The 3,989-nt window shown below is 46.8% G+C and carries 5 protein-coding genes; all 5 read right to left on the bottom strand.

Translation table 11 applies throughout. The features are described 5' to 3' along the window. Positions 1-92: 92 nt before the first annotated feature. Entirely contained in the window at positions 93-317 is a 225-nt protein-coding gene (locus tag VF685_RS13920; RefSeq protein ID WP_000743213.1) for a hypothetical protein, read from the bottom strand. Further along, entirely contained in the window at positions 314-1,051 is a 738-nt protein-coding gene (locus VF685_RS13915; RefSeq protein WP_001366550.1) for a recombinase family protein, read from the bottom strand. Before VF685_RS13915 ends, VF685_RS13920 begins: the two co-directional genes overlap by 4 nt. A gap of 148 nt (positions 1,052-1,199) precedes the next feature. Next, on the bottom strand, positions 1,200-2,366 hold the full coding sequence (locus VF685_RS13910) for a tetracycline-inactivating monooxygenase Tet(X3) (RefSeq protein ID WP_024160783.1): 1,167 nt from the start codon (positions 2,364-2,366) through the stop codon (positions 1,200-1,202). A gap of 189 nt (positions 2,367-2,555) precedes the next feature. After that, positions 2,556-3,149: a tyrosine-type recombinase/integrase gene (locus tag VF685_RS13905; RefSeq protein ID WP_205779272.1), complete on the bottom strand. Its 594-nt coding sequence runs from the start codon at positions 3,147-3,149 to the stop codon at positions 2,556-2,558. A 72-nt stretch (positions 3,150-3,221) separates the two neighbouring features. Then, positions 3,222-3,926 carry an IS6-like element IS26 family transposase gene (locus tag VF685_RS13900; protein ID WP_001067855.1) on the bottom strand — a complete coding sequence of 235 codons (705 nt, stop codon included), beginning with the start codon at positions 3,924-3,926 and terminating at the stop codon, positions 3,222-3,224. Positions 3,927-3,989 lie beyond the last annotated feature (63 nt).

Below are 3,989 nucleotides of genomic sequence, written 5' to 3'. Positions count from 1 at the left end.
CACTCGATTGTAAACAAGCACACAAAACCCTTTAGTGACAACAATTTGCAAGAACTATCAGGCTCAGTGCCATGAAAAATACCATGACCAGATCATGAGGTTGAACACGGCTTGCGCCGGCAGCGTTCACGCTCCTGGTCGGCGATCTCGCCCGGCTGCAATGCTAGCTCAGCATCGGTCATGCGCTCCAGCACGTCGCGTAGGCGGATGGTGCAAGGAATGGGCGGCAGCTCGAACTCATAGCCGCCGGCGATCATTTCGGCCGCAATCTCCTCGGTGATGAAAAACGGCTCGTCGTCTTGGTTCGGCTTCTTCATGCCCTTTCCTCCTGGCGCTCATCCTGGCCGACAGCGGCCAGGGCATCGGCTTCCGTCAATGCGTCCTCCACGAACGCGCCGTGCTGCTTCGCTTCGGCCTGGCTGACCTCGGCCCATATCCGTTTCACCTGGGCCGCACTGTACCCGGCCAGCTCGGCGGTCTTGTTGATGCTGTAGCCGGACTTGCGCAGCGCGACAACTTGGGCGCGGCGCTTCGGATCAGCACGGCGGCCCTTGTACCGCCCGGCCTGGCGGGCCAACTCAATGCCTTGGCGCTGGCGTTCGCGCCTGTCCTCGTAGTCGTCGCGGGCCATCTGCAAGGCCAGGCGAAAAAGCATGATCTGCACGGCTTCCAGCACGATCTTGGCGACGCCCTGGGCCTCGGCCGCCAGGTCGGATAGATCGACCACGCCAGGGACGGCCAGGCGTGCGCCTTTGGCCTGTATCGAGGCCACCAGGCGCTCGGCCTCGGGCAAAGGTAGGCGGCTGATGCGGTCGATCTTCTCGGCAATGACCACCTCGCCGGGCTGTAGGTCGCCGATCATGCGCAGCAGCTCAGGCCGGTCGGCGCGTGCGCCGGATGCCTTCTCACGGTAGATGCCGGCGACGTAGTAGCCGGCGGCCTTCGCGGCCGTAGTGATCGCCTCTTGGCGTTCCAAGTCCTGCGCGTCGGTGCTGACGCGCAGATAGACCCGCGCCACCATCGGCGCGGCTACTGGCTTCGTCCTGCGCATACTTGCGGGCTCCTTTGGGCATACTCAAATGCACCCATCTTAAACTGGCAGCTAATGTACAAAAGTTGATAGAAGCACACAAGTTCAATTTTGCACTTCTGCCCCACTATTGCAAAACTGCTTGTTAGTAGCCGTTTTTTCTTACTGTTTATAGATTCAATAATTTTTGAAACGAAAAATTGGGACTAAACATTTCGGTTTCGTTTTCTGTCGATTCGTCCTGCGTATCTTTTGCATAAACAAACATTTGTTGTTCGTAGTTTTCGATGGCATTTTCAATACTTGTAAATTCTCCGTTTGTAAGGTTTTCAGACAATATCAAAGCATCCAATAATCCCGTATTTACACCCTGTCCTGCAAAAGGCGACATCAAATGAGCAGCATCGCCAATCATTGTTATGGGTAATGGACGGTTACTTTTCCAATCATTGTTCAAAGGAAATTTCCTTGTGGGCAAGCATTGAAATGTTGATACCGAACGTATTAATTGTTTGTAAACTTCACTCCATTTGGAAAATCTTTTCAATAAAAAATCGGCAACGCTGTTTCTGTCCTGAAAATCTAAGGGAATTTTATTTTTCCATTCATCGGGCGTTTTAAAACTAATTCCTAAATACAATGCACCATTATTATTGGGATTGGCAAACAATAAAATGCCCTGATGTCCCGCCATTAATCGGTTGCCGTTGCATAGCTGAAAAAATCCGGGACAGTTTATTTCCGGTTGAAGAATATCAGCTTGGATGTTGAAAGTACCGGTTTCTTCAACTTGCGTGTCGGTAACAAAGCTCCTTATTTTCGACATTCCACCATTGGCAAGAATAACCAAATCTGCTGTTTCACTCGGTTTATTCTCAAAAGTTAGTGTCCACTTCTTCTTACCAGGTTCAAGCATAACAAGTTTTCTATCCCAAATAACCGTGTCGTTTTCTAAACTATTCAACAAGATAGCCCTTAAGTCATTTCTGTTTATTTCAGGATTGTCAAATCGATTTTCGGGCTTTACATTTTTTGTGGATAAAATATTGCCTTTTTCATCAGCAATATTTACACCCATTGGTAAGGCTAAGTCATAATAAGTTTGTAACAATCCCGCTTTTTTCATTGCTTCCTGACCTGAACCTTTGTGTAGGTCAAGGGTTCCACCAAAAATTCTTGCCTCTCGGTCGTTGTCTCTTTCGTAAACTGAAACGTCTATGCCGTTTTGCTGTAATAATTTTGCCATAGTCAGTCCAACGGGTCCACCACCAATTATTGCAACGTTCTTATCACTAAGTAAATTCATTTGTTTGTCTGTATCTATTCGCATTGTCATTCAAAAATGGCACATAACAAGTGGCTATACGCCAAATGGCGTATATATCCACTATATCTTATTTTGCTAAACCTTTCATTATCAGTGACAAATCCGTTTTCAACCGTTTACCGTTCGTTTCTACTCTCTCAAAAGGATTTATATTCATAGTGCTTTTTGTTAAGTTTTGCTCAAATATACAAATCCTTTCTATATATCTAACAAATCCATCGGACTTTTTAATTGTTCCATTCCCTTGGTGGTAATATGTGTATAAACCTCAGTTGTTTTACTGCTTGAATGACCTAACAACGATTGAATATAACGTAAACTCGTACCATTCTCAAGCAAATGCGTTGCAAAGCTATGTCGTAAGGTATGTACAGTAACTTCCTTTTGAATCTTTGCTTTTAAAACAGCTGCTTTAAAAATGTTTTGAATACTTCGGCTTGAGTATGCGCCACCTTTTTGACCTTCAAATAAATAATCTTTTGGTTTATATTCCATAAAGTATGTTCTTAAAATAATTAATGTTTTCTCAGATAAAATGGTATAACGATCTCTTTTTCCTTTTGACTGTTCTATACGAATTTGCATGCGCTTGGAGTCAATGTCTTTTATTTTCAGGTTTATACATTCAGAAATGCGCAAACCTGCCGAATAAATAGTCATCAGAATAGCCTTGTGTTTCACGTTTTCAATAGCGCGTAGTACCCGAATGGTTTCTTCTTCACTCATCACAACAGGAAGTGTTTTTTCTTTTTTTGGTCTTTCGATGAAATATGTTTTCCGTTGTCCACCCAAAACACGTTCGTAATAAAACTGGCACTGTTGCAAAGTTAGCGATGAGGCAGCCTTTTGTCTTATTCAAAGGCCTTACATTTCAAAAACTCTGCTTACCAGGCGCATTTCGCCCAGGGGATCACCATAATAAAATGCTGAGGCCTGGCCTTTGCGTAGTGCACGCATCACCTCAATACCTTTGATGGTGGCGTAAGCCGTCTTCATGGATTTAAATCCCAGCGTGGCGCCGATTATCCGTTTCAGTTTGCCATGATCGCATTCAATCACGTTGTTCCGGTACTTAATCTGTCGGTGTTCAACGTCAGACGGGCACCGGCCTTCGCGTTTGAGCAGAGCAAGCGCGCGACCATAGGCGGGCGCTTTATCCGTGTTGATGAATCGCGGGATCTGCCACTTCTTCACGTTGTTGAGGATTTTACCCAGAAACCGGTATGCAGCTTTGCTGTTACGACGGGAGGAGAGATAAAAATCGACAGTGCGGCCCCGGCTGTCGACGGCCCGGTACAGATACGCCCAGCGGCCATTGACCTTCACGTAGGTTTCATCCATGTGCCACGGGCAAAGATCGGAAGGGTTACGCCAGTACCAGCGCAGCCGTTTTTCCATTTCAGGCGCATAACGCTGAACCCAGCGGTAAATCGTGGAGTGATCGACATTCACTCCGCGTTCAGCCAGCATCTCCTGCAGCTCACGGTAACTGATGCCGTATTTGCAGTACCAGCGTACGGCCCACAGAATGATGTCACGCTGAAAATGCCGGCCTTTGAATGGGTTCATGTGCAGCTCCATCAGCAAAAGGGGATGATAAGTTTATCACCACCGACTATTTGCAACAGTGCC

This window comes from Acinetobacter sp. Brlt_5 (assembly GCF_051949055.1).
Taxonomy (GTDB): domain Bacteria; phylum Pseudomonadota; class Gammaproteobacteria; order Pseudomonadales; family Moraxellaceae; genus Acinetobacter; species Acinetobacter indicus.
Note: the sequence above shows the minus strand (reverse complement) of the source record. Positions and strands in the feature narration are given on the sequence as shown.